24 protein-coding genes and 1 tRNA gene are annotated in these 22,501 nt (G+C 59.2%); 9 read left to right on the top strand and 16 right to left on the bottom strand.

Features of this window, described 5'->3' with window-relative positions:
- Positions 1 to 13 precede the first annotated feature (13 nt).
- From LOY38_RS28100 to LOY38_RS28080, 5 genes are all read right to left on the bottom strand, one after another.
- Positions 14 to 1,246 carry an SAM-dependent methyltransferase gene (locus tag LOY38_RS28100; protein ID WP_258698007.1) on the bottom strand — a complete coding sequence of 411 codons (1,233 nt, stop codon included), beginning with the start codon at positions 1,244 to 1,246 and terminating at the stop codon, positions 14 to 16.
- Positions 1,227 to 1,916, bottom strand: a complete 690-nt coding sequence (locus LOY38_RS28095) for an ABC transporter permease (protein WP_007897471.1) — start codon at positions 1,914 to 1,916, stop codon at positions 1,227 to 1,229. Before LOY38_RS28095 ends, LOY38_RS28100 begins: the two co-directional genes overlap by 20 nt.
- On the bottom strand, positions 1,913 to 2,608 hold the full coding sequence (locus LOY38_RS28090) for an ABC transporter permease (protein WP_223488539.1): 696 nt from the start codon (positions 2,606 to 2,608) through the stop codon (positions 1,913 to 1,915). The genes LOY38_RS28095 and LOY38_RS28090 overlap by 4 nt, the downstream gene beginning before the upstream one ends.
- Before the next feature lie 78 nt (positions 2,609 to 2,686).
- Complete coding sequence (locus tag LOY38_RS28085; RefSeq protein WP_258698006.1) at positions 2,687 to 3,433, bottom strand: ABC transporter substrate-binding protein; 747 nt, start codon at positions 3,431 to 3,433, stop codon at positions 2,687 to 2,689.
- 13 nt (positions 3,434 to 3,446) lie between these two features.
- Positions 3,447 to 4,220 carry an ABC transporter ATP-binding protein gene (locus tag LOY38_RS28080; RefSeq protein WP_007897462.1) on the bottom strand — a complete coding sequence of 258 codons (774 nt, stop codon included), beginning with the start codon at positions 4,218 to 4,220 and terminating at the stop codon, positions 3,447 to 3,449.
- 552 nt (positions 4,221 to 4,772) lie between these two features.
- Between LOY38_RS28080 and gabP the strand changes: the two genes are divergently transcribed.
- Positions 4,773 to 6,167, top strand: coding sequence for a GABA permease (gabP, locus tag LOY38_RS28075; RefSeq protein ID WP_258698005.1), 1,395 nt, complete (start codon positions 4,773 to 4,775; stop codon positions 6,165 to 6,167).
- Positions 6,168 to 6,239: 72 nt separating this feature from the next.
- Here gabP and LOY38_RS28070 read toward each other — a convergent pair whose 3' ends face one another.
- From LOY38_RS28070 to LOY38_RS28055, 4 genes are all read right to left on the bottom strand, one after another.
- A complete protein-coding gene (locus LOY38_RS28070; RefSeq protein WP_258698004.1) occupies positions 6,240 to 6,692 on the bottom strand; it encodes a hypothetical protein in 453 nt (150 codons plus the stop codon).
- Positions 6,693 to 6,698: 6 nt separating this feature from the next.
- Positions 6,699 to 7,115 (bottom strand): hypothetical protein, encoded by a 417-nt coding sequence (locus tag LOY38_RS28065; RefSeq protein ID WP_258698003.1) that lies wholly within the window; start codon positions 7,113 to 7,115, stop codon positions 6,699 to 6,701.
- 37 nt (positions 7,116 to 7,152) lie between these two features.
- Positions 7,153 to 8,127 (bottom strand): alpha/beta fold hydrolase, encoded by a 975-nt coding sequence (locus tag LOY38_RS28060; protein WP_258698002.1) that lies wholly within the window; start codon positions 8,125 to 8,127, stop codon positions 7,153 to 7,155.
- A 69-nt stretch (positions 8,128 to 8,196) separates the two neighbouring features.
- Positions 8,197 to 9,255: a YhcG family protein gene (locus LOY38_RS28055; protein ID WP_258698001.1), complete on the bottom strand. Its 1,059-nt coding sequence runs from the start codon at positions 9,253 to 9,255 to the stop codon at positions 8,197 to 8,199.
- 263 nt (positions 9,256 to 9,518) lie between these two features.
- Between LOY38_RS28055 and LOY38_RS28050 the strand changes: the two genes are divergently transcribed.
- Entirely contained in the window at positions 9,519 to 9,968 is a 450-nt protein-coding gene (locus tag LOY38_RS28050) for a carboxypeptidase regulatory-like domain-containing protein (RefSeq protein ID WP_258698000.1), read from the top strand.
- 84 nt (positions 9,969 to 10,052) lie between these two features.
- Here the strand turns inward: LOY38_RS28050 and LOY38_RS28045 are convergent.
- The 5 genes from LOY38_RS28045 to LOY38_RS28025 form a co-directional block, all read right to left on the bottom strand.
- Positions 10,053 to 10,128: transfer RNA gene (locus LOY38_RS28045), tRNA-Phe, on the bottom strand.
- A gap of 103 nt (positions 10,129 to 10,231) precedes the next feature.
- Entirely contained in the window at positions 10,232 to 10,504 is a 273-nt protein-coding gene (locus LOY38_RS28040) for an oxidative damage protection protein (RefSeq protein ID WP_007939458.1), read from the bottom strand.
- Complete coding sequence (gene mutY, locus LOY38_RS28035) at positions 10,501 to 11,568, bottom strand: A/G-specific adenine glycosylase (RefSeq protein WP_258697999.1); 1,068 nt, start codon at positions 11,566 to 11,568, stop codon at positions 10,501 to 10,503. Before mutY ends, LOY38_RS28040 begins: the two co-directional genes overlap by 4 nt.
- Positions 11,565 to 13,799: an AsmA family protein gene (locus LOY38_RS28030; protein WP_258697998.1), complete on the bottom strand. Its 2,235-nt coding sequence runs from the start codon at positions 13,797 to 13,799 to the stop codon at positions 11,565 to 11,567. The genes mutY and LOY38_RS28030 overlap by 4 nt, the downstream gene beginning before the upstream one ends.
- A 77-nt stretch (positions 13,800 to 13,876) precedes the next feature.
- Positions 13,877 to 14,281, bottom strand: coding sequence for a PanM family protein (locus LOY38_RS28025; protein WP_258697997.1), 405 nt, complete (start codon positions 14,279 to 14,281; stop codon positions 13,877 to 13,879).
- A 255-nt stretch (positions 14,282 to 14,536) separates the two neighbouring features.
- Here LOY38_RS28025 and LOY38_RS28020 point away from each other — a divergent pair, with 255 nt between their 5' ends.
- The 7 genes from LOY38_RS28020 to LOY38_RS27990 all read left to right on the top strand — a co-directional run bounded on the left by LOY38_RS28020 (position 14,537) and on the right by LOY38_RS27990 (position 20,356).
- A complete protein-coding gene (locus tag LOY38_RS28020) occupies positions 14,537 to 16,198 on the top strand; it encodes an OFA family MFS transporter (protein WP_258697996.1) in 1,662 nt (553 codons plus the stop codon).
- A 273-nt stretch (positions 16,199 to 16,471) separates the two neighbouring features.
- The gene (gene hisB, locus LOY38_RS28015) at positions 16,472 to 17,065 is read left to right on the top strand and encodes an imidazoleglycerol-phosphate dehydratase HisB (protein ID WP_007897437.1); all 594 of its coding nucleotides are present in this window, start codon (positions 16,472 to 16,474) and stop codon (positions 17,063 to 17,065) included.
- The gene (hisH, locus tag LOY38_RS28010) at positions 17,065 to 17,703 is read left to right on the top strand and encodes an imidazole glycerol phosphate synthase subunit HisH (RefSeq protein WP_258697995.1); all 639 of its coding nucleotides are present in this window, start codon (positions 17,065 to 17,067) and stop codon (positions 17,701 to 17,703) included. The genes hisB and hisH overlap by 1 nt, the downstream gene beginning before the upstream one ends.
- Positions 17,704 to 17,964: a DUF2164 domain-containing protein gene (locus LOY38_RS28005; RefSeq protein WP_223488525.1), complete on the top strand. Its 261-nt coding sequence runs from the start codon at positions 17,704 to 17,706 to the stop codon at positions 17,962 to 17,964. It begins immediately after the preceding gene.
- A 42-nt stretch (positions 17,965 to 18,006) separates the two neighbouring features.
- On the top strand, positions 18,007 to 18,744 hold the full coding sequence (gene hisA, locus LOY38_RS28000; protein ID WP_223488524.1) for a 1-(5-phosphoribosyl)-5-[(5-phosphoribosylamino)methylideneamino]imidazole-4-carboxamide isomerase: 738 nt from the start codon (positions 18,007 to 18,009) through the stop codon (positions 18,742 to 18,744).
- Between the two features lie 9 nt (positions 18,745 to 18,753).
- On the top strand, positions 18,754 to 19,524 hold the full coding sequence (gene hisF / locus LOY38_RS27995; RefSeq protein ID WP_018929212.1) for an imidazole glycerol phosphate synthase subunit HisF: 771 nt from the start codon (positions 18,754 to 18,756) through the stop codon (positions 19,522 to 19,524).
- A gap of 73 nt (positions 19,525 to 19,597) precedes the next feature.
- On the top strand, positions 19,598 to 20,356 hold the full coding sequence (locus LOY38_RS27990; RefSeq protein ID WP_258697994.1) for an ABC transporter substrate-binding protein: 759 nt from the start codon (positions 19,598 to 19,600) through the stop codon (positions 20,354 to 20,356).
- 3 nt (positions 20,357 to 20,359) lie between these two features.
- Here LOY38_RS27990 and LOY38_RS27985 read toward each other — a convergent pair whose 3' ends face one another.
- Both LOY38_RS27985 and LOY38_RS27980 read right to left on the bottom strand, forming a co-directional pair.
- Positions 20,360 to 21,598, bottom strand: a complete 1,239-nt coding sequence (locus tag LOY38_RS27985) for a serine protease (protein ID WP_258697993.1) — start codon at positions 21,596 to 21,598, stop codon at positions 20,360 to 20,362.
- A 104-nt stretch (positions 21,599 to 21,702) separates the two neighbouring features.
- Positions 21,703 to 22,500 (bottom strand): divergent polysaccharide deacetylase family protein, encoded by a 798-nt coding sequence (locus tag LOY38_RS27980; protein ID WP_258697992.1) that lies wholly within the window; start codon positions 22,498 to 22,500, stop codon positions 21,703 to 21,705.
- Between the last annotated feature and the right edge of the window lies 1 nt (position 22,501).

Below are 22,501 nucleotides of genomic sequence, written 5' to 3'. Positions count from 1 at the left end.
AGGTCGTGGCTGTTTAAGGACGTTCTGCAAGGAGTAGGAAATTGCGCGGCGTGAGTGGAGTTTCACAGAAGGTGCCGAGACGAACGGTGTAACCCTGCTGAATGAGGAAAAGTGCTCGATCAAGTACCAGCCACAGCTCCAGCGGCCGTCGGAAAAGGCCTCGCAGCAGCTCCAGATTGCGTACTTCGGCCAATCGCTGCCACCCGGCGGCTTCCAGCGAGGCCCAATCTGGCGTGCCGACTGTGGATAAGTCTTTGAGTGCGGCCAGATCGCAGCAGTAATCGGCGAAAGGTTTGTCCAGCCAGGCGCTGGGCAGGGAAGGGGTCGGCAGGTATTCGTCGACGCCACGCAGTTGCCGTTGCAGCAGGTCGAACGCCAGGCGCCGGGCCATGGAGGTGTCGCGCTGGCGTCGGACACGAGCGCCGGCGGTGACGGTTTCGCTCATTGGCAGCGCAAGATCATCGAGGGAAAGGTGTAGGTCGGAGCGCTCAGCCGCACCGGAAAGCGGCTGATAGGTGTTCAGACTGATCCGGTTGTAGCAGCACGGTGCGATGGCCAGTTGTTTGCAACCGACGGCGCTGGCGAGCTGGATCAGCCGCACATGCAGATCACCGCAGGCGTGCAGCGCGACCGGCGTGTGATTGGCGTTCAATAAAGAGGCTGCGCCAGGCGCGAGTACATCCTGCTCGACATGCAGTGCATGCAACTGATGACGCTGGCTGAGTGCCTGGCCGCTGGCGACCAGCGCCGGGTCGTATTCCAGGCAGGTCAGTTGTTGCCCGGCTTGCAGCAGGCGTCGCCCCAAATGGCCTTTGCCCGAACACCAATCCAGCCAATGTGTCGGCGCGTGAGCAAACTGCAAACAAGCGGAAAACGCTTCAATTTGCTGCCATTTGCGCCCTGGTACATCGACATTCAACCGATGGCCCGCCGCTTCGAGTGCATGAGCCGGCAATTCAGCCACTGCGCTCAGCTCAAGAGACATCGCCGCCAATGAAGCAAACGGCTCCGGCGCATCGAGCAAACACGGTTGGTTATGACTGTTTTCCGCATCCTCCAGCGACCGCCCGCGTAGCCATTGAGCCAATTCCGGGTAGGACGCTTCCCAGGGCAATTGCAGATGAGTAAACGGTCGGGGTTTCCACAGCGCCTGATGCTCGGTCAGAAAAGCATCCAGCGCAGTGAAACGGGCGGGCAGGGCCTCGCCCGTCAGCACGTAGGAGGCATCAACGCCCTTGGCAGGCATCGACGCGCAGCCAGCGTTCCAGCAGCTTGAAGCCGCGTACCAGCACGTAAGCCATCAACAGATAGAACATGCCCGCGGCGAAGAAAATCTCCACCGGCAGGTAGGTGCGGGCAATGATGGTGCGGGCCATGCCGGTCAGTTCCAGCAGGGTCACGGTGCTGGCCAGGGCGCTGGCCTTGAGCATCAGGATCACTTCGTTGCTGTACGCCGGCAGGCCGATGCGCGCAGCACGGGGCAGCATGATGTAGAACAGCGCTTTAGCCCTGGACATGCCCAGCGCTCGGGCCGCTTCGATCTCGCCCGGTGGAATCGCCTGGATCGCGCCGCGCAGGATCTCGGCGATGTAGGCTGCGGTGTGCAGGGTCATGGTCGCGGTGGCGCACCAGAACGGATCGCGCAGGTACGGCCACATCGAGCTGTTTCGCACCGCGTCGAACTGCGCCAGGCCGTAATAGACCAGGAACAGCTGAACCAGCAACGGCGTGCCACGGAAAAAGAAGATGTAGCCGTAGGGGAATGCTCGCACGTACCAGAGTCGCGACGAGCGAGCGATGCCCAGCGGAATTGCCAGCAGCAACCCGGCGATCACGGCGATGGCCACCAGTTCCAGGGTCAGCGTCGCGCCCTGAGCCAGTTTCGGCAGCCACTTGATGATGACTTCCCAGTTCATTGGGTGCTCCTTGCGAAGCCGCGAGCGGCGCGTCGCTCCATAAAGTGCATGCCGGTCATGGCCAGAATGGTCAGGCCCAGGTACATGAAGGCGGCCACCATATAGAAGGTGAACGGTTGCTTGGACACGGTCACGCCGATTTGCGCGTGACGCATGATTTCTTCCAGGCCGATGACCGACACCAGCGCGGTGTCTTTCATCAGAATCATGAACAGGTTGCCCAAGCCGGGCAGGGCGATGCGCCACATCTGCGGCATGATCAACCGGGTGAAGATGCGAAATTTCGACAGACCCAAGGCCACGCCGGCTTCACGATGACCTTTGGGGATCGCCAGAATCGCACCGCGAAACACTTCTGTGGCGTAGGCGCCGAAGCACAGCCCCAGCGCAATCACGCCGGCGGCGAAGGCGTTGAGTTCGAGGTCGGGATTGCCGAAGAACTCACCCAGCGCACGCATCAGGTTGACTGTGCCGAAGTAGATCAACAGCACCCAGAGCAATTCCGGGATACCGCGAACCAGCGTTGAATAAGTGCCGCCAAGCCATTGCAACGGCTTGTACGGGGAAGTCTTGGCCAAGGCGCCGAGCAGACCGAGCACCAGCCCCAGGCACAAGGCCGAGAGTGCCAGTTTCACAGTCATCAGCGCACCAGCGGCGAGCGCCGGGCCGAATCCGTAGAGATCGATAATCATGGATTTCTTTTCAAATCGCGGCAGGCAATGCCAAGGACTGGCGCCGTCAGCGAACGGCGCCGGTCAGGCAGGTCAGAATCAATAGATGCTGAACGGGAAGTACTTGTCGTTGATCTTTTTGTAGGTGCCGTCAGCGACGATTTCTTTTAGCGCAGCGTCCAGCTTCTCGCGGATAGGGTCGTTCTTGCGAACGGCGATACCGATCTTGTCGCTTTCTTCCACCGGGTCGCCCTTGAATTCGTAAGCCCGGCCGGCGTCGCTTTTCAGCCACTCATAGTTGACGTACTTGTCGGCCAGGATGCCGTCCAGACGACCTGAAGTCAGGTCCAGGTAGGCGTTTTCCTGGGTGTCGTAGAGTTTGACTTCAACGCCTTCCATGTTGTCTTCCAGCCAGGTGCCGGCCAGGGTCGCGCGTTGGGCGCCGATCACCTTGCCTTGCAACGAAGCCTTGTCGGTTTTGAAGTCGACGTTTTTCGGCGCGATGAACTGCAGCTTGTTGGAGTAGTACGGTGCGGTGAAGTCCACCGCTTGCTTGCGCTCGTCGGTGATCGACATCGAGGAGATCAGGAAGTCGAACTTCTTGGCGTTCAGCGCCGGGATGATGCCGTCCCAGTCGGACGTAACCACGCTGCACTCGACTTTCATCTTGGCGCACAGGGCATCGCCGATATCTTTGTCGAAGCCGACGACATTGCCACTGGCATCTTTGTTGTTGAACGGCGGGTAGGCCGCTTCGATGCCCATCTTCAAGGTCTCGGCGACGGCGCCGGCGCTGAAGGCCAGGGTGACAGCAGCGGCCAGGAAGATTTTTTTGTAGTTCTGCATGCGGGTAGCTCCGTTAGCGGTTGCTGGACATGAATTGTTTGCAGCGCGCAGAAAGCGGGTTTTCAAACACCTGCTGCGGCGATCCTTGTTCTTCTACCAGGCCCTGGTGGAGGAACACCACTTCGCTGGAAACCTGACGGGCGAAGCCCATTTCATGGGTCACGAGCAGCATGGTGCGGCCTTCTTCGGCCAATGCGCGGATGACATTAAGTACTTCCTGAACCATTTCCGGGTCAAGGGCGGAGGTGGGCTCGTCGAACAGGATCACCTTGGGCTGCATCGCCAGGGTGCGGGCGATGGCCGCGCGCTGCTGTTGGCCGCCGGAGAGTTGCGCGGGGTAGGCGTGGCGCTTGTCAGCGATGCCGACCTTGGCCAGCAGGGCTTCGGCAACTTCAATGGCTTCGGCCTTGCTCTGGCCGAGCACGCGGCGCGGAGCTTCGATGATGTTGTCGAGCACGCTCATGTGCGGCCAGAGATTAAAGTTTTGAAATACAAAACCGATCTCGCTGCGCAGGCGATTGATCTGTTTGCCGTCGGCAGCGACCAGTTCGCCATTCTTGGCGGCTTTGAGTTTGAGTTCTTCGCCGGCCACCAGGATCTGACCCTGATGCGGGTTTTCCAACAGGTTGATGCAACGCAGGAACGTGGACTTGCCGGAACCGGAGGAACCCAGGATCGAGATCACGTCGCCGTCGCGGGCGGTCAACGAGATGCCTTTGAGCACCTCAAGCTGTCCGTAGCGTTTGTGCAAGTTGCGGATTTCAAGCGCGGGCGTGGCCTCGGCCATGTGCGTTCCTCATAGTGTGTTGCGCTCCTGCTGTTGGCGGCCTTCCTGGCGAGGCGGCCAAGCTAGCATAGCGTTCGGATGGCAGCCAACAGCGCTACGGACAGTAAACGGATGGCCTGTGGCAGGTTGTCGCATCGGTACAGCAGACTGTCGCCCCATCAACAACCGAACAGCCGTTTGAACAAGCTTTGGCGCGACTGTCGCGTAAAAAAAGGCGCGATGTTGCCAGCTTTGGCGGGGTGTTGGAAGCGCTAACCGGCCAAACGTTCCTGATCTGCACTTTTATTGTGCGTGTCTGCATTTTTTGGTGTGTTTCCGGTGTGCTGATTCGTTCTTAAGGTGGGTGGCAGGGTAACGCTCTGGCGAAATGCCATTAATCTCAATGACTTGCGAAGGCTGCTCGATCAATGCGCAGGCCCCGTTTTCCGGGCGAATGAAACATTTTGGCGCAATTATTGCGTGCAGAATAAGAAACGCCCTGTTGGATTCTTTTTACGAGAAGGAATGTCAGACCGGGCCGACGTCATCGCTTTCCTTGCAAAGGTAGTCTTAATGAGTAGTAGCCAAAGCTCCTCCAATGGCCTCGAACAGGGGCTCAAACCGCGTCATGTGACCATGCTGTCGATCGCCGGGGTTATCGGCGCCGGGCTGTTCGTTGGCTCCGGTCATGCCATCGCTGCTGCAGGCCCGGCTGTGCTGTTGGCCTACGCCGCCGCCGGTGCTTTGGTAGTTCTGGTCATGCGAATGCTCGGCGAGATGGCTGTTGCATCGCCAGACACCGGCTCCTTCTCGACGTACGCCGATCGCGCGATCGGTCACTGGGCCGGTTTCACCATCGGCTGGCTTTACTGGTGGTTCTGGGTTTTGGTCATTCCGCTGGAGGCTAACGCCGCCGCGACTATTCTGCATGCCTGGTTCCCGAATGTGGCGATCTGGGCTTTCACCTTGGTCATCACGTTGCTGCTAACGGTGACCAACCTGTTCAGCGTGAAGAACTATGGAGAGTTCGAGTTCTGGTTCGCCCTGGTCAAAGTCGTGGCGATCATCGGCTTTATCGGTCTTGGCATTCTGGCGATCTTTGGCTTGCTGCCAACCAGCCAGGTCAGCGGCGTGTCGCACCTGTTTGACACTCAAGGCTTCCTGCCAAACGGCATGGGCGCGGTGTTGGGTGCCATCCTGACCACCATGTTTTCCTTCATGGGCACCGAGATCGTGACCATCGCGGCCGCGGAATCGAAGAACCCTGGCCAGCAGATTTCCAAGGCGACCAACTCGGTCATCTGGCGGATTGGATTGTTCTACCTCGTGTCCATCTTCATCGTTGTGGCCTTGGTGCCATGGAATGACCCGATTCTTGCCAGCGTCGGTTCCTACCAGACTGTGCTGGAGCGCATGGGCATCCCGAATGCCAAGCTGATCGTCGATATCGTGGTTCTGGTTGCGGTAACCAGCTGCTTGAACTCGGCGCTCTACACCGCTTCGCGCATGATGTTCTCGTTGGGCAAACGCGGCGATGCGCCGGCTGTTTCCCAGCGCACCAACAGCAGCGGCACACCTTACTGGGCCGTGATGCTGTCGACCGCAGCTGCGTTCCTTGCAGTGTTCGCCAACTACGTGGCCCCGGCCGCTGTATTCGAATTCCTGCTGGCCAGCTCCGGCGCCATCGCGTTGCTGGTGTACCTGGTGATCGCGATTTCGCAGCTGCGTATGCGCAAACAGCGTATGGCTCGCGGTGAAAAAATCGCCTTCAGCATGTGGCTGTTCCCGGGCCTGACCTATGCGGTGATCGTATTCATCGTCGCGGCCCTGACCATCATGCTGTTCCAGGACGCCCATCGCGTGGAAATTCTCGCAACTGGCTTGCTGAGTGTGTTGGTAGTGGCTGCCGGGTTGTTTGTGGCTCGCCGTCGCAAGCTGCAGAAAGTGGGCGCGGTGGTGCTGAACTGATTCATACCGCGTGACGCAAAACGGCCGCTGTCAGTGATGACAAGCGGCCGTTTTTGTTTCTGAAGGGGGTGTTTACTCGCTCTTTTCTTCCTGCGCATCCAGCGACTGACGATAGCTGTCCAGCGCATCGCCAAAGTCGGTGATGAATTGCGGATCGGTCAGCCAGGCCTGGGCGGCGTCGCGGTCCATGCCATCGGCCCACATGCGGTAGTCGATCAGCATGTCGGCGGCCAGGTGCGTGGCGGCCATGGCTTCGTTGTCGGCGTTTTCCATGTCCAGCAGTTCTGGGTGGTCGCTGATGATCCCGGCAAGGTTCGACAGCAGGGTCAGCAGCATGTCGTTGCGGCTGGTGGCTTCGGCGTCCCGCATTTTGCTGAACATCGCCAGGGTGTATTCCGGGATCGGCTCGCCGGGTTCGCCCAGATCATCGTCCAGTGCGGCGGGTTTTCTGCCGTGGATATTGATTTGCTTGGCTTTGGCCTTTGCGCGTTTGGCGCGTTTCTGTTGCTTGTTCAGGGATGCCATGGGAGCTCAGTTGGTTTTCTGTTGGGTTTGGGCCGCGATGGCGTCGGACGCCGCCACGTAATCAGCCTGGAAGGCCGGGGATTCGATCCACGCCAGGGCGCCGGCTTCGTCGGTCTCGGTGGACCATTGGCGGTATTCGATCAGTGCCGCGAGGATGAAGTCCATCGCGCCTTCTTCGCCTTCCTGCTCATACACCAGTTCCAGCAGCGGGTCTTCGAGGAAGGTTGCGCACATCGCTTGCTGGCTGGTTTTTTCGGCGTCGATCATTTTTTTGAACAGCTCGGTCAGGTCCACCGATTCGAAGTCGATGCGATCGTCGTTCGGGTCCAGCTCGACCGGTGCGGCGGCCCGCTGGGTGCGGTTCTGCTTGGCCTTGGCTTTGGCGCGGGAGGCGCGTTTGTTCTGCTTGTTGGCGGAGGCCATGGGCGTCGTTCCGTAATTCGTTGGGAGGGCGCATCAATCAACTGCGTGGCACTCGCCGCCCGGGAGTATCGGGGGCCAGCTCGCCGGTTTGCAGCCAGGACAATGCAATGGGCCATAGTGTGGCTTGGCATGCGCTGCGAAAAAAGGCGAAATGTCCGACTTCTTCTTCGCCGATGTCTTCGGGGGCGATTCGCAGGTGGGTGTTTGTACTGCCGGTGAAGTAGTCGAGCAGGCGTTCGATGGCCGCAATCGTGCCATAGGGATCGTCGCTGAGGCTGATGGCCAGGGTTTGTGCAGTGACATTCCCGAACGGCAGCTGGCCGCTTTTGGCGTGGATGACGCGACCGCTGGGGCGTTTCTCATATCGGGCGGCGGGCATGCTCCAGTCGCGGACGACACCCGCTGGCGTGTCTTCGAGCCAGCCCAGACGTTTGCCGGGGAAGTAGCCGTAAATCATGGTCATCAACGGCATCGCCACGTGCCACTTGGCAAACATCCGCCAACGATGGGCGGGGGCATAGTCTCGCCAGTAAGCGAACTGCGCGCCCACCGTCACCAGGCGTCGGATCACATGCCCAGAGGCTCCCAGCCCGGCCGCGCAACCGCCGAAGCTGTGGCCGACAACATCGACGGGTTGTTCCGCAAACTCGCGTTGCGCCCTTTGCAGCATCGCCTCGAAATCCAGCGCGCCCCAGTCGGACCATGAGGCCTCAAGCCCTTTCAGCGATGCGGGACGCGACTCGCCGATGCCGCGGTAGTCATAAGTGATCACGTCGAAGCCATTGGCGAACAGGTAATCGGCGAAGCGCGAGTAATGCCGGCAGCGGACTGAGGTAGCGGCGTTGATGATCACCACCGCACGGGTTGGGTCTTGATGGACATGCCGCCAGGTGAAGCCGCCGAGGAGGAAGCCGTCGGCGGCGGGCTCCTTGAAAGATTCACCGGGTGTGCGGGTGGGTAACGGCAACTCGAGTTGAGTCGGGGCCAGTGAGGGCATGTCCTGCAAATTCATCGGCTTTGAACCTTTGCGACTAGCCAACCACCATAGTCTTCACGCCGTTCATGAACAATCCACCCGTGCTTATCGAGGCCTCTGCTTGAGTAACCGCTCCTCAAGCACCGCCCATTCCCGATCCAGCTCTGTGCGAAGTTCCTCCTCGCTCGGCAGCACCAGTCTGTAGGTACTGGCGAACAGTTGTTCGTTGCCTTGCAGCACTGAATAGCGCACCACCGATTCATCTTTTTGCGCGCAGAGAATGAGGCCGACGGTGGGACCATCCGCCGGTCCGCGCTTGAGGTCGTCGTACATGCGCACGTACATGTCCATCTGGCCGACATCCTGGTGGGTCAGTACGCCGCGCTTGAGGTCGAAGATGACGAAGCATTTGAGCAGGTAGTTGTAGAACACCAGATCGATGTAGAAGTCTTTGCTCTCGGTACTGATGCGTTGCTGGCGAGCGATGAAGGCGAAGCCTTTGCCCAGTTCGAGCAGGAAGCCCTGAAGCTGATCAATCAGCGCTTGTTCGAGTTCGCTTTCCTGAACCAGGCCTGCATTGGGCAGGCCGAGAAACTCCAGTAGCATGGGGTCCCGGATGAAATCCCGAGGGTTGGCGTTCATTTGCTGGATGTTGGTGGCGGCTTCCTGCTTGACGGCAGCCCGGTCGCGGCTCGCCAGCAGGCGTTCGTAGTAGAGGGTGTTGATCTGACGCTCAAGGGCGCGGCTTGACCAGTTCTGAATAGCTGATTCGTTCATGTACCAGTGACGAGCGTTCTCGTTGTCGACTCGCAGCAGTCTGCGGTAGTGGGTCCAGCTCAATTCGGAACGCACTGCGTTCCAAATTGGAAAGGTCTGATAAAAGTCCCGCATGTATCGCAGGTTGCGTTCATCAAAACCTTTTCCAAATTCGGAAGTAAGGACTTTGGCCAGCGTCGATAGCAGCTGCTTGCCATAAGCTGCCCGACGAGCACCTTCCTGCTCGAACTCCACAATATGCCGCCCGATCTGCCAGCAGGTTTGCACCTGAACGGTATCGACCGCCCGCAGCACCTTCTGACGTGCCTCACGGATCAACTCGCCAAGATTGCCGAGCAGTGAAGTTATTTGTGGATCTTGGGTGTTATCGGGTTTGAGAGGGTTCATGACATCTTCCGCGGCTGAAGGAAACAGGTGCAAGAGGATGGCAAGAGAGCATTAGTCGGCGATGCCGGGCGCAGCTGGTAAACCGGAAGGAAATATCGGACTCATCTTGCAGGACCGGGCCGACCGCTGCCCATGCTTGAGGAGTACATCGTGTAGTCCGATTCGCAGTGAGCCCAAGTTCGAATCGATCTAAAACTTGAGCATTCAGCAACAAATCTAAAAGGAGTAACGATTGGGTTCTGTGCAACCCGGGAGTCGCCACCATGAAGTACGTCCATTCATTCATGCTGCCCATCGCCGCTGTCGGCGTACTGATGTTTCCAGCCGTGCTTAACGCCGCCAGTCTTGAACCGATCGACAGCTCAGCCGTGCAAGTCCAGCAGCAACAGCAAAACGGGATTGCCTACGTATCCGGTGGGATCGGAGAGGACGAGGCTAAAGCCATTCAGCAAACCAAGGGTTACAACCTGCACATGACCTTCTCCACCGGGCCTCAGGATGAATACATCCCGGATGTGGAAGTGGTCATCCAGAAAGCCGCAGGGCAAACAGTGCTGACACTGAGTGGGGCTGGGCCGTTGTTATACGTTCAGCTGCCTGCCGGCAAGTACACTGTCGTCGCCACGCACAAGGGTGAGGTGCGGCGTGATACAACGGATGTAGGCAGTGGTGCTGCTCGCAACCTGGTTTTCCACTGGGGCGGCGAAAACTAGTCAGGAGAGGTGGCTTGCGCGATGTCTGATCAAATCGCAGGCATAAAAAAACCCTGAATCTTGCGATTCAGGGTTTTCGGTATTTGGTGCCCAGAGACGGAATCGAACCGCCGACACGGGGATTTTCAATCCCCTGCTCTACCGACTGAGCTATCTGGGCAACGGGGCGCATTAAACGGGTTTTTCAGGGGGTCGTCAAGCAAGTTTTCAAAAAATATTTAATTATTACCGTCGCTTACGCGCCGACCCCGGATTTTGATCAATTATTGAGCAGGTGGAACGTAGCCTTCGGCCTTGGCGTATTCCTCGCCGGAAAAGAACTTGTCCATCTCGCCCTGAAGATATTTGCGGTCTTCGGCGTTCATCATGTTCAGGCGTTTTTCGTTGATCAGCAGGGTCTGGTGTTTTTGCCAGTCGGCCCAGGCCTTGGCCGAAACGTGGTCAAAAATGTCCTGACCTTTTGCTCCCGGAAATGGAGCGCGCTCCAGGGCGGGCAATTCTTCTTTGTACTTGCGGCACATGATGGTGCGGGTCATGACGACTCTCCTGCGTTCAATACGGCGGCCGCGCGTTCGAGCAAGGTTTTGACCGGGGCGGCAAGGCCCAGGCGCGGCGGGGTGGCGAGGTTATACCAGAGCCAGTCGGCCTCGGCCACGTGATGGCCGACCTCCTGGACCTGGACCAGCCAGGGTTCGATGGATAACTGAAAGTGGCTGAAGGTATGCACCAGGCTCGGCAACGCCTGTTGGCTGCCCAGTTCCAGCGAGTGCTGCGAAGCCAGGTGTTGCAGGTCGTCGAGGTCATCGAGTTCCGGCAGGCTCCAGAGACCGCCCCACAGGCCCGTGGAAGGGCGACGGTAAAGCAGAATCGCGCCTTCGCCATTGGCGAGCATCGGCATCAGCGTGCGCTTCTGTGGCACGGCTTTGCGCGGCTTGGGGATCGGGTAGCGGGTTTCCAGGCCAAGCATGTGCGCTTCGCAGCCCTTTTCCAGTGGGCAGAGCAGGCAGCTCGGTTTGCTGCGGGTGCAGAGCGTGGCGCCCAGGTCCATCATCGCCTGGGTGTAGGCGTTGACCCGATCGTACGGTGTAAAGCGCTCAGCGTTGGCCCACAGCTGTTTGGCGACCTTCGGCTCGCCTGGATAACCCTCTTGTGCGGTAAAGCGCGCCAGCACCCGTTTGACGTTGCCGTCGAGGATCGGTGCGCGGATGCCCATGCTCAGGCTGGCAATCGCGCCGGCCGTGGACAGGCCAATACCCGGCAGATCGGTGAGTTTTTCCACATCACGGGGAAACTCGCCGCCATATTCAGCGACGACAATCTTCGCGGTCTTCTGCAAATTGCGCGCGCGGGTGTAGTAACCGAGGCCGGTCCACAAGTGCAGCACTTCGTCTTCCGGCGCGGCGGCCAAGGCTTCGACGGTTGGCAGCGAGGCCATGAAGCGGTCGAAGTAGTTCAGCACAGTGCTGACCTGGGTCTGCTGCAACATGATTTCCGAGACCCACACCCGGTAGGGAGTGATGCCCTGTTGCCACGGTAAGTCATGGCGACCGTGGCGGTCGTACCAATCCAGCACCGCCGTTGAAAACTGCTCGGCTCTCATCGCTTGAACAGCCCCTTGAGCGCGTTTTTCAGTTCCGGGCTGACTTTATCGCCAAGCTTCTCGTCGATTTTTTCGCTGATCCGCTCGCCGGCCAGTTTGCTGGCGACTTGTCCCATGCGTTCGTTGTCGAGGCGGCAAGCCTTGGCGCCCAGTTCCAGCGGGCCACGGCAGCGCAGCGGCCACTCGATGCCGACGTAGCGCTCGCCGACCTGGCAGGCCGGGTCCGGCATATCGCTCTTGTCGCCTTCGACGATGATGCCGACGCGGTAATCCATGCCCAGCACCCGCAGGTCGATGTCGCCGTTGCCGTTGACGGTCATGCCCGGGATGCGCACTTTCAGGTCCGGGTTGCTGGCCACGCCGTTGCGGAACGTCAGGTTGCCCTTGAGCTCCTCGAACGGTGTGTCCTTGCCCCGCGGTTCGCCGCTGAGGGTTTTGCGATTCAGGGTGGCGATACCCTTGCACAGTTGCTGTTCGAGGTTGGCATTGAGCAACACGCCGTTACTGATGACGAAACTGGCGTTGCCGTTGAGGCTGTCGACCAGCGCGCTCTGGCTATTGCCGCTGCCTGTCAGGGCGCTGTCGAGCGTAACCAGGCCTTTGACCGGTGGATTTTTCCCCTGACTTTCGAGGATTTTTTCCAAGGGTACTTTGCTGATGCGTGTCTGCATGTTCAGTGCCGGCACTGGCTGGCGCACGTCCAGGGTGCCCTTGGCTTCGAAGTTGCCGTCGTACAGATCGCCGCGCAGGTTCTTCAGGGTCAGCAGGCCGTCCTGGCCAGTAGCCTTCAGCACTGCGTTCTGAATCGGCAATTTGTCGAGGGTCAGTTGGCCGAAGGTCAGGTCGACGTCCACGTCGAGTTTGCTCAGGCGCTCAACCGGCAACAGGCGTTCGGTGCTCCACGGGCCTTTGGTCGGTGATGGCGGCAGCGGTGTGCTGCCGGCGCCGGCCAGGGCATCGGCCTCGGTGCTGGCCACTTCGGCTTTGCGCACCTGCGTCGCGCTGTTGGCTTCGGCGGATTTTGGCGGCAGGTAACGGTCGACATTGAAGGTGTCAGCCTTGAGGTTTGCCCGCAGCGATTGCTTGGAAAAGTCTTCAACCGCGATACGGCCGCTGAAGTTGCTGTCGTCGAGTTTCAGGTTGATGTTATCGAGCGACAAACTGGTCGGCGTGGCAGCGATATGGCTGGACAGCTCGACTTTGCTCAGGCTGCCCTCGGCCATCGCCGGGAGTTTCTGGCCGATGCTGTCGACGAATTTCGCCAGATCGAATTGGGCAATCGACAGGCCACCGCTGATTTGCGGAATCTTGTCGAGGTCGTTGGCCTTCAGTTCACCCAAGGCGCGCAGCTGGTTGGCGGAGATCTTGATGCCGGTCCATTCGGCGACGTTGGCAGCCTTGTCCAGCAGCAGCTGACCTTGAGCGGCGAAGGTCATGGTTTTGCCCTGCAGCGGATCGCCGGAGACTTCACCGGAGAGTTTCATGTCTTCGAATTTGTAGCGCTGCAGCGCACGCTCGAAACGCAACTCGCCGGCCAGTTCGGTCCGCACCCGCAGAACCGGTTGGTTGGTGCCCAGAAACGCGGTGAGTTTGATCGGGATGTTGGTCGAGTCATGTACCGGGCCAGTACTCAGCTGGATACTTTCGGCGCTGAACTGCTTGCCGGTTTTCTCGTCACTGTATTCAACGCGGGCGTTGTTGACGGTCAGGCTGTCGATGTCCAGGCGGATCGGCTGAGTCGGCTTTTCTGCCTGTGCGGTAGTCGTTGGCGCAGGTTCGCCGGTAGTGGCGCCTGGCGTGGCTGAGGTCGTCGCAGTGGCAGGTGCCGGAATCTTGCCGATGTCTTCCCAGTTACCGTGGCCGTCCTTGTCACGGTTCAGGCGCAGGTTAAGGCCTTCGACGCGTACATCGCTCATCTGCACTTCACGGCGCAGCAGCGGAATCACGCGAACCGATAGGCCGAGCATCTGCAAGTCTGCGAACGGTTCGGTGGGCTTGGCGAGGGTCGCCACACTGGCTTCGTGCAATTCCAGGCCCAGCCACGGAAACAGGCTCCAGCCGATATCGCCATTGAGCGTCAGCTCGATGTGGGCCTTGTCGCGGGCAATCTGGCGAATCTCGTCTTTATAGTCGTTGGGATCGAAGAGGTGGGTCAGGGCAAAGCCCAGCGCCACAATGATCAGCAACAGCCCGAGAAGTACCAGACCCAGGATTTTGCCGAACGCTTTCATGGGCGAGTCCTTGTATTAGTCGAATTCGAAATTTAGCCGGGGAGTATAGCGCTCCGAAGTGGCTGACCGGTCAGCGATCACGTTGGGAGCACATCCAGCGGCACGTTCAGCTTAGCCGCCAGCGCTTGGGCTTCCAGGTGCCCGGCGGGTGCCAGCAGGTGCAACGTCGCGCCCGATTGCGACGCCATTTTTTGCGCTTCGTTCACCAGGCGCTCGGCAACACCACGACGACGGGTGATTTTTCGTACGCATAATTGGGACAAATGCCAGACGTCGTGGTGCCGTTGCAAACGTGCCGCGCCCAGCAACCGATCGTTGAAGCGTCCGGCGATCAGCGAACCGTCCCGCAGGCAGCTTTCGATCAGCTCGGTATCCCCTGTGAAGGGCGCGAACAGCCAGTCCGGGGCGTCGCGGTAGATCTTCTGAAGATCTTGCTGATCCTGATAAGTGGCCTGGTTCAGCAGCTCGACAATGATCGGCATGGTGCCTCCCTTGAAAGTAATCGCGTGAAAACAAATTGTTGCAGTTGTACGAGAACAGACGACTTACAAAAAGGTGATATCACTTTGGTTTTTCTGTCACGTGCAAATGGTAACCTCTGCCCGTTCGTCCGTCCTTACTGCGACGTGATGTCGCACCAAAATGGAGCTTCACCTAAAAAACAGTCATGCCTGCGTGCATAAAGGCTGGGGGCGAAGAGCGGCTGGCGAACCATACTAAAAATTGGGGGATACACCATGACTACGAGCATCACGGCGGACGGCTTTGCCGGCCAGCCCGCGTTCCTGTCCAAGGAACGCATCATCGCCAAGCCCGGTTTTAACCGTTGGCTGGTTCCACCGGCCGCTCTGGCCATCCACCTGTGCATCGGCATGGCCTACGGATTTTCGGTGTTCTGGTTGCCACTGTCCAAAGCCCTGGGCGTCACCAAAGCCGTGACTTGCGCGCCGGACATGAGCTTTATCGCTCAGGTCTTTTCGTCTCAATGCGACTGGCCGATCTCGATGCTCGGCTGGATCTACACTCTGTTCTTCATCTTCCTCGGCTGCTCGGCAGCGATCTGGGGCGGCTGGCTGGAGCACGCAGGTCCTCGCAAGGCCGGTGTTGTATCGGCTCTGTGCTGGTGTGGCGGTCTGTTGATTTCAGCGCTGGGGGTTTATACCCACCAGATCTGGCTGATGTGGATCGGCTCCGGGGTCATTGGCGGTATCGGCCTGGGCCTGGGTTACATCTCGCCGGTCTCGACCCTGATCAAGTGGTTCCCGGACAAGCGCGGCATGGCAACCGGCATGGCAATCATGGGTTTCGGTGGCGGGGCGATGGTCGGTGCTCCGCTGGCTACTGCACTGATGGGCCACTTCGCTTCGCCAACCAGCGTGGGCGTATGGCAGAGCTTCCTGGTGATGGCCGCGATCTACTTCGTGTTCATGATCGGTGGCGCGCTGTCCTACCGCGTCCCGCCAACCGGCTGGAAGCCTGAAGGCTGGACGGCGCCGGCGAAAAAAGCCTCGAACGCGATGATCACTCACCGTCACGTCCATGTGAATGTGGCGTGGAAGACCCCGCAATTCCGTCTGGTGTGGCTGGTGCTGTGCCTGAACGTTTCGGCAGGTATCGGCATCCTCGGCATGGCTTCGCCGCTGTTGCAGGAAGTGTTCGCCGGTAAACTGCTCGGCAACGACCTGAAGTTCGGTCAGTTGGACGCTTCGCAACTGGCTTCGATCGCTGCAATCGCTGCCGGCTTCACCGGTTTGCTGAGCCTGTTCAACATCGGTGGCCGGTTCTTCTGGGCTTCGTTCTCGGACTACCTGGGCCGCAAAAACACCTACTTTGTGTTCTTCGCCCTGGGTTTCGCCTTGTACTCGCTGATTCCGAACCTCGGTCACTTGGGCAGCGTTGCGCTGTTCGTGGCGGCGTTCTGCATCATTCTGTCGATGTACGGCGGTGGTTTTGCGACGGTGCCGGCTTATCTGGCGGACCTGTTCGGTACGCAAATGGTCGGCGCGATCCACGGTCGTCTGCTGACGGCCTGGGCGGCAGCGGGTGTATTGGGTCCGGTGTTGGTGAACTACCTGCGAGAATATCAGCTGAGCATCGGTGTTGAGCGCGCAGCGGCTTACGACATCACCTTGTACATCCTCGCGGGCCTGCTGGTGCTGGGTTTCATCTGCAACCTGCTGGTGCGTCCGGTGGCCGACAAGTACTTCATGACCGACGCTGAACTGGCTGCCGAACAGGCGCTGGGCCACGACAAAGGTGCTGACGCTAGCACCGTGCTGGAGTGGAAAGCGGATGCAGGCACCAAGCCTTTGGCAGTGGCGGCATGGCTGGTGGTGGGTATTCCGTTGGCGTGGGGTGTTTGGGTGACCCTGCAGAAAACAGCGGTCCTGTTTCATTAAGTAAACGCATCATCCCTGTGGGAGCGAGCCTGCTCGCGATAGCGGTCTGACAGTCAACATAGATGTTGAATGTGATGGCCCTATCGCGAGCAGGCTCGCTCCCACATTTGTTTTCCGCGACCGCAGAATTTGATTCGCACGCTTGTACTGACATGTATATCCCCAACAGCAGGGGTTCACTCCGTCAGTGATATCACCTCTCATGTTTCTGTTTAGCGCCCGCGCCCCTATAATGGCTGCCTTTTTCGCCCCAATGATTTTGCGGAGCTGGTGATGGCCGAACGTATGGCGTCTGTCGAGCGCGACACTCTGGAAACCCAGATCAAAGCCTCGATCAACCTGGATGGCACCGGAAAGGCCCGATTTGATATCGGCGTACCTTTTCTTGAGCACATGCTGGACCAGATCGCCCGTCACGGGCTGATCGACCTGGATATTGTCAGCAAGGGCGACCTGCATATCGACGACCACCACACGGTGGAAGACGTCGGTATTACCCTGGGTCAAGCCTTCGCCAAAGCAATCGGCGACAAGAAAGGCATCCGTCGCTACGGCCACGCCTACGTGCCGCTCGATGAAGCGCTGTCGCGTGTGGTGATTGACTTCTCCGGCCGTCCTGGCCTGCAGATGCACGTCCCCTACACCCGTGCCACCGTTGGCGGCTTCGACGTTGACCTGTTCCAGGAATTCTTCCAGGGCTTCGTCAACCACGCGCTCGTCAGCCTGCACATCGACAACCTGCGCGGCACCAACACTCACCACCAGATCGAAACCGTGTTCAAGGCTTTCGGCCGCGCACTGCGCATGGCGGTAGAGCTGGATGACCGCATGGCCGGTCAGATGCCGTCGACCAAAGGCGTTCTGTAATGCAGACGGTCGCGGTTATCGATTACGGCATGGGCAACCTGCACTCGGTGGCCAAGGCCCTCGAGCACGTCGGTGCCGGCAAGGTGCTGATCACCAGCGATGCCGATGTGATTCGCGAAGCCGACCGGGTGGTATTCCCCGGCGTCGGCGCGATTCGCGATTGCATGGCGGAGATCCGTCGCCTGGGCTTCGACTCGCTGGTGCGTGAAGTCAGCCAGGACCGTCCGTTCCTCGGCATTTGCGTGGGCATGCAAGCCTTGCTCGACAGCAGCGAAGAAAACGACGGCGTCGATTGCATCGGCCTGTTTCCAGGCCAGGTGAAGTTCTTTGGCAAGGATCTGCACGAAGACGGCGAGCACCTGAAAGTGCCGCACATGGGCTGGAACGAAGTGAAGCAGACGGTGGCTCACCCGCTGTGGCACAACATTCCGGACCTGGCGCGTTTCTACTTCGTGCACAGCTACTACATCGCTGCCGGCAATGCGCGGCAGGTGGTGGGTAGTGGTCACTACGGGGTCGATTTCGCCGCCGCGCTGGCCGACGGTTCGCGTTTCGCCGTGCAGTTCCACCCGGAGAAGAGCCACACCCATGGCCTGCAATTGCTGCAGAACTTCGCCGCGTGGGATGGTCGCTGGTAAATGGCCGTCAAGAAGGGCAAGCCGCCGATCCTGACCCTCACTCCCGAACAGGAGAGCGAGGCCAATCACAAGATCAAACGCTTCATGGAAGACCGCTTCGAACTGGACCTGGGTTCGTTCGAAGCGGCTGAAATCCTTGAGCTGTTTACCCGCGAAATTGCTCCGCATTATTACAACAGGGCGATTTTCGATGTGCAGACGCACCTCAAAGAGAGGTTCGAAAGCATCGAAAGCGACTTGTGGGCGCTCGAGAAAAACTGATTTCCGAGCGAAGCTGAACACTCGAATTTGAAGGTTTGCCAGATGCTGATTATTCCCGCTATCGATCTCAAAGACGGTGCCTGTGTTCGTCTGCGCCAGGGCCGCATGGAAGATTCCACGGTGTTCTCCGATGACCCGGTGAGCATGGCTGCCAAGTGGGTGGAGGGCGGTTGCCGCCGTCTGCATCTGGTCGACCTGAACGGTGCCTTCGAAGGCCAGCCGGTCAACGGCGAAGTGGTCACCGCCATCGCCAAACGCTACCCGAACCTGCCGATTCAGATCGGCGGCGGTATCCGCTCGCTGGAAACCATTGAACACTACGTAAAAGCGGGCGTGAGCTACGTGATCATCGGCACCAAAGCCGTGAAAGATCCGGCCTTCGTGGCTGAAGCCTGCCGTGCGTTTCCGGGCAAGGTTATTGTCGGTCTGGACGCCAAAGACGGTTTTGTCGCCACCGACGGCTGGGCTGAAATCAGCACCGTTCAGGTGATCGACCTGGCCAGGCAATTCGAAGCTGACGGCGTGTCCGCGATCGTTTATACCGACATCGCCAAAGACGGCATGATGCAGGGCTGCAACGTTTCGTACACCGCCGCCCTGGCCGCTGCGACGAAGATCCCGGTGATCGCTTCCGGCGGTATCCACAATCTGGGTGACATCAAGTCGCTGCTCGACGCCAAGGCGCCAGGCATCATCGGCGCGATCACCGGGCGGGCGATTTACGAAGGCACCCTCGATGTTGCGCAAGCGCAAGCTTTCTGCGATTCGTACAAAGGCTGAGGACTGACCATGGCGCTGGCCAAACGCATCATCCCTTGCCTGGACGTGGATAACGGCCGGGTGGTCAAGGGCGTCAAGTTCGAGAACATTCGCGACGCCGGCGACCCGGTGGAAATCGCCCGTCGTTACGACGAGCAGGGTGCCGACGAAATTACCTTTCTCGACATCACCGCCAGCGTCGACGGCCGCGACACCACGCTGCATACCGTCGAACGCATGGCCAGCCAGGTGTTCATTCCGCTGACCGTGGGCGGTGGCGTGCGTACCGTGCAGGATATTCGCAACTTGCTCAATGCCGGTGCGGACAAGGTCTCGATCAACACCGCTGCGGTGTTCAATCCGGAATTCGTCGGCGAAGCGGCTCAGCATTTTGGCTCGCAGTGCATCGTCGTCGCCATCGACGCGAAGAAGGTCTCTGGTCCGGGCGAACCACCGCGCTGGGAAATCTTCACCCATGGCGGTCGCAAGCCTACCGGTCTCGACGCTGTTGAATGGGCAAAGAAGATGGAAGGCCTCGGTGCCGGTGAAATCCTGCTGACCAGCATGGACCAGGACGGCATGAAAAACGGCTTCGACCTGGGCGTCACCCGCGCCATCAGTGATGCGCTGGGGATTCCGGTGATTGCTTCCGGCGGTGTCGGCAACTTGCAGCACTTGGCCGACGGCATTCTCGAAGGCCACGCCAGCGCGGTGTTGGCGGCGAGTATTTTCCACTTCGGCGAATACACCGTGCAGGAAGCCAAGGCTTACATGGCTCATCGCGGCATCGTGATGCGTTAAACAGTACGGGCCAGTGGACAGTATGGCGGGCTCAAGGCACTCTTGAGCACGCCACGGATTCCGGTAGCCCGACATGCTTAAACGTCTTCTTCTTCTTGTCCTCGCCAGCGCTTCTCTGTTGCTCATCAATGGAGCCCGCGCCGAAGAAAGTCCCGCCACCGACCTGGTGTTGCTGACGGAAAATTTTCCGCCGTACAACATGGCGAAAAACGGCAAGAACTTCGCTCAGGACGAGAACATCAACGGCATTGCCGCGGACATCGTCCGCGAGATGTTCAAGCGCGCCGACATCACTTACAGCCTGACGCTGCGCTTCCCTTGGGAGCGAATCTACAAACTCGCCCTGGAAAACCCCGGTTATGGCGTGTTCGTGATGGCGCGGTTGCCGGACCGCGAGAAACTCTTCAAGTGGGTCGGTCCGATCGGTCCAGACGACTGGATCATGCTGGCCAGGGCCGATAGCAAGATCACCCTCGAGTCGCTGTCGCAGGCGCGCAAATACAAGATTGGTGCCTACAAGGGCGACGCAATTGCCGAGACACTGGCCAAGCAAGGGCTGAAACCGATTGTAGTGCTGCGAGATCAGGACAACGCAAAAAAACTGGTTAACGGCCAGATCGACCTGTGGGCCACCGGTGACCCGGCAGGTCGCTATCTGGCGCGTCAGGAAGGCGTGAACGGGCTCAAGACCGTGTTGCGCTTTAATAGCGCCGAGTTGTACCTGGCGTTGAATAAAGACGTTTCGGATGAAACCGTCGCCAAGTTGCAAGCCGCGCTGGATCAACTGCGCAAGGAAGGCGTCGTTGACGACATCATGGGGCGCTATTTGTAGCAATTACCTCAATGTTGTCTGACGCGTAGCGTCCGGTGTCGCGCTCAAGTACACGGCACTTGTAAATACGTTATTCAATGCCGCCCTTATCAGGTGCTGTTCCCCTGAGGCGACACCGATAATACAGAGCGCATGTGCGCCGCTTTGTGGCCCGATTTCAGTATTGATGTAAGCACCTTCAGTGCTGATGGCGGTACTGTAATTGTTTGGAGCCTTGCAGTCCCTGGCGTTATGGACCGTTTTGTAGCGATAGAAGGGCGCCTCGAGGGAGAACCTGAAGTCCCACGTAGGCAATACGATTTGTCCATCCGCGTTTTGCGTTCTATGAACGTATGACTTGAGCTTCCAGGGCTCTGTGACAGTCAGCTCGACTGGCTCCAACGAACAGTCCGATCCATTGCTGGTGAATACACCGTCTATAAAGCACTTGTGCAGAAAGTTGGCTGAGTAGCTGTAGTTGAAACGGGCGGCCTTGCAAGACGTCGAGTGCTCACAGTCGGGCGGCGCTGGTGTATTGCGCGAGACCGCGATTTTACTGACGATGCCGGTGATTTCATTGGTGCGGCGGTTCAGCATCGGGCTACCGGAGCCGCCAGCGTGAAGGTCGCAGCTGTTTTTCATGGCCAAAGGGAACACCCCGGGATGATCGATGAACGTTCCGGCGGTTTGTTCAGCGCAGGCGCTCAATCGAAGCCCTTGTTCGGTAAAGCCGTTCGGCGCGCTAATGTTAAGCGCATCATGACTTTCGTTGGTTTGATGGGCCGCCAGCTTGAGCGGGTTGACCCCGGCCTGTATCAGCGACGCCAATGTTGCGTCGACCTCCAGTACTGCAAGATCGGTTCCGACCAGGCTGCTCCATCGGGCAGTGCGGATGGCGTATCGGCGCTTACGCTGTGGCATGTCATGAAAGTAGTGGAAGGTGACGCTGGCGTTCAAAGGCAGATTGGTCCGCGCCGAACCGTACTGAAAGAACACGCAATGCCCGCTGGTGAGCAGGTAAGCAGGGCCAGTGGCTCGGCCTTGCCTGTTTCGCGTATTCAGTAGAACGGCGCTGCAGGTCTCGCCCGATTGGAGACTGAGTCGTCCCACACCGCTCCAGATTTCATAAAGATGCTCACTGTTTTGCAGGGCTCTTGAAGGGGAGTCGTTGACGGCGCCTTCGCCCAGGTCGCGGGCCTGCACTGTGGAAATAGCCAGCAGGCCAATCAGGCCTGCGAAGCAAAAGAAGCTGAGGTATTTCATATCCATTCCTTGGTGATGAAATTCAGGGTGAGCGATATCGTGGCACGGGTCGGCGTACCGGCAGGTATAAATAGTTATCGCGAAAGGGAGTGGGCTACGAGGAATTACCGGGCGAGCGGGAGGCGGTACTGGCCATCCTTGCCGTGCGCTGCCGTTGCACGATTGCCGCGCACGCTGATCATTTGTTTGATATCGATCCAGTCAATGCCTTGAGCCTTGAGCCTGGGCAATTCACGCTCAAGCACCGCCAGGGTTTGTGGATAAGGGTGGCCGATCATCACCGCCGAGCCCTGCTTGCGCGCCAGGCTGATAGCCGTTTGTAGCTGAGCGAAGATCGCGGCTTCAGTGGGCTCGTCATCCAGGAACACATCCCGCGAAACGCTCGCCAGACCAATTTTTTGCGCCTCGGCAGCTGCCACGGTTTGCGCGCTGGTACGACTGTCGACAAAGAACTTGTGCCGCCGCTGCAAGTCCGCCATCAGCCAGGCCATGGCCGGTTGCTGAACGGTCATGCGGCTGCCCATGTGGTTGTTGATGCCCGCGGTATACGGCACAGCCTGGAACGCCGCGTTCAGGCGCTTTTCGAGTTCTTCGATGGGCAACTCGGGATGCCAGGCGAACGGCCCGGTGGCCGGGTCCATGGGCATGTGCAGGATGACGGTCTTGCCGGCACGATGGGCTTCGCGGGCGAATTCGGTGGCGTGGGGCGTATCCGGCATGATGGCCGTGGTGACCGGGCCGGGCAGGGCCAGTACGCGTCGATCCCGGGGCAGGTTCTGCCCCAGGTCATCGATGATCAGGCTCAGGTAAGCCTTGTGAGGTGTGGTCGCTGTCGTGAAGGGTGCCGCGTGAGCAACACCCGCCAGGCTGCACAACAGACCGAGGAGCAACCGCAGGCGCATC

Origin of the sequence: Pseudomonas sp. B21-015, assembly GCF_024749285.1 — a bacterium.
In the GTDB taxonomy this organism is placed as follows: domain Bacteria; phylum Pseudomonadota; class Gammaproteobacteria; order Pseudomonadales; family Pseudomonadaceae; genus Aquipseudomonas.
The sequence above is the reverse complement of the archived record's forward strand: the minus strand, read 5'-3'. Positions and strand labels throughout refer to the sequence as shown.

Excerpts from the sequence above, each read along its gene's own strand:
- LOY38_RS28100 (WP_258698007.1), bottom strand. The coding sequence starts at position 1,246 with ATGCCTGCCAAGGGCGTTGATGCCTCCTACGTGCTGACGGGCGAGGCC.
- LOY38_RS28095 (WP_007897471.1), bottom strand. The coding sequence starts at position 1,916 with ATGAACTGGGAAGTCATCATCAAGTGGCTGCCGAAACTGGCTCAGGGC.
- LOY38_RS28090 (WP_223488539.1), bottom strand. The coding sequence starts at position 2,608 with ATGATTATCGATCTCTACGGATTCGGCCCGGCGCTCGCCGCTGGTGCG.
- LOY38_RS28085 (WP_258698006.1), bottom strand. The coding sequence starts at position 3,433 with ATGCAGAACTACAAAAAAATCTTCCTGGCCGCTGCTGTCACCCTGGCC.
- LOY38_RS28080 (WP_007897462.1), bottom strand. The coding sequence starts at position 4,220 with ATGGCCGAGGCCACGCCCGCGCTTGAAATCCGCAACTTGCACAAACGC.
- gabP (WP_258698005.1), top strand. The coding sequence starts at position 4,773 with ATGAGTAGTAGCCAAAGCTCCTCCAATGGCCTCGAACAGGGGCTCAAA.
- LOY38_RS28070 (WP_258698004.1), bottom strand. The coding sequence starts at position 6,692 with ATGGCATCCCTGAACAAGCAACAGAAACGCGCCAAACGCGCAAAGGCC.
- LOY38_RS28065 (WP_258698003.1), bottom strand. The coding sequence starts at position 7,115 with ATGGCCTCCGCCAACAAGCAGAACAAACGCGCCTCCCGCGCCAAAGCC.
- LOY38_RS28060 (WP_258698002.1), bottom strand. The coding sequence starts at position 8,127 with ATGAATTTGCAGGACATGCCCTCACTGGCCCCGACTCAACTCGAGTTG.
- LOY38_RS28055 (WP_258698001.1), bottom strand. The coding sequence starts at position 9,255 with ATGAACCCTCTCAAACCCGATAACACCCAAGATCCACAAATAACTTCA.
- LOY38_RS28050 (WP_258698000.1), top strand. The coding sequence starts at position 9,519 with ATGAAGTACGTCCATTCATTCATGCTGCCCATCGCCGCTGTCGGCGTA.
- LOY38_RS28040 (WP_007939458.1), bottom strand. The coding sequence starts at position 10,504 with ATGACCCGCACCATCATGTGCCGCAAGTACAAAGAAGAATTGCCCGCC.
- mutY (WP_258697999.1), bottom strand. The coding sequence starts at position 11,568 with ATGAGAGCCGAGCAGTTTTCAACGGCGGTGCTGGATTGGTACGACCGC.
- LOY38_RS28030 (WP_258697998.1), bottom strand. The coding sequence starts at position 13,799 with ATGAAAGCGTTCGGCAAAATCCTGGGTCTGGTACTTCTCGGGCTGTTG.
- LOY38_RS28025 (WP_258697997.1), bottom strand. The coding sequence starts at position 14,281 with ATGCCGATCATTGTCGAGCTGCTGAACCAGGCCACTTATCAGGATCAG.
- LOY38_RS28020 (WP_258697996.1), top strand. The coding sequence starts at position 14,537 with ATGACTACGAGCATCACGGCGGACGGCTTTGCCGGCCAGCCCGCGTTC.
- hisB (WP_007897437.1), top strand. The coding sequence starts at position 16,472 with ATGGCCGAACGTATGGCGTCTGTCGAGCGCGACACTCTGGAAACCCAG.
- hisH (WP_258697995.1), top strand. The coding sequence starts at position 17,065 with ATGCAGACGGTCGCGGTTATCGATTACGGCATGGGCAACCTGCACTCG.
- LOY38_RS28005 (WP_223488525.1), top strand. The coding sequence starts at position 17,704 with ATGGCCGTCAAGAAGGGCAAGCCGCCGATCCTGACCCTCACTCCCGAA.
- hisA (WP_223488524.1), top strand. The coding sequence starts at position 18,007 with ATGCTGATTATTCCCGCTATCGATCTCAAAGACGGTGCCTGTGTTCGT.
- hisF (WP_018929212.1), top strand. The coding sequence starts at position 18,754 with ATGGCGCTGGCCAAACGCATCATCCCTTGCCTGGACGTGGATAACGGC.
- LOY38_RS27990 (WP_258697994.1), top strand. The coding sequence starts at position 19,598 with ATGCTTAAACGTCTTCTTCTTCTTGTCCTCGCCAGCGCTTCTCTGTTG.
- LOY38_RS27985 (WP_258697993.1), bottom strand. The coding sequence starts at position 21,598 with ATGAAATACCTCAGCTTCTTTTGCTTCGCAGGCCTGATTGGCCTGCTG.
- LOY38_RS27980 (WP_258697992.1), bottom strand. The coding sequence starts at position 22,500 with ATGCGCCTGCGGTTGCTCCTCGGTCTGTTGTGCAGCCTGGCGGGTGTT.